This window comes from Corynebacterium tuberculostearicum, assembly GCF_030229345.1.
In the GTDB taxonomy this organism is placed as follows: Bacteria; Actinomycetota; Actinomycetes; order Mycobacteriales; family Mycobacteriaceae; genus Corynebacterium; species Corynebacterium tuberculostearicum_G.
The window spans coordinates 1-239 of record NZ_JASPGP010000036.1 but is presented as its reverse complement, the minus strand read 5'-3'; the positions used below and the strand labels follow the sequence as shown (position 1 = coordinate 239).

Below are 239 nucleotides of genomic sequence, written 5' to 3'. Positions count from 1 at the left end.
AAGACGCCGAGCTATCTCACGTACACCTTTGCCTTGCCGGTCAAGATCAAAGATGAGCTCGCGCTCTTCTATCGATAAGTAGCGCGAAGAGATACGCCTATCGATACGCTGTTGCGGAATAACCTGAACTGGAACTGCTTGACGACCATCAACGTACTCAATTACCTGCATAAGCCTGTTATACAGCGCCACATCCGGGCCATCCGGGACAAAAGGCACACGCCCGGTGGAAAGCTTAA

General features: G+C 51.5%; 1 protein-coding gene. It reads right to left on the bottom strand.

Going from position 1 to position 239, the window contains the following annotated elements:
• Window positions 1-239: helix-turn-helix domain-containing protein (locus QP884_RS11260; RefSeq protein ID WP_284822066.1), on the bottom strand; the 239-nt coding region annotated here is incomplete at both ends.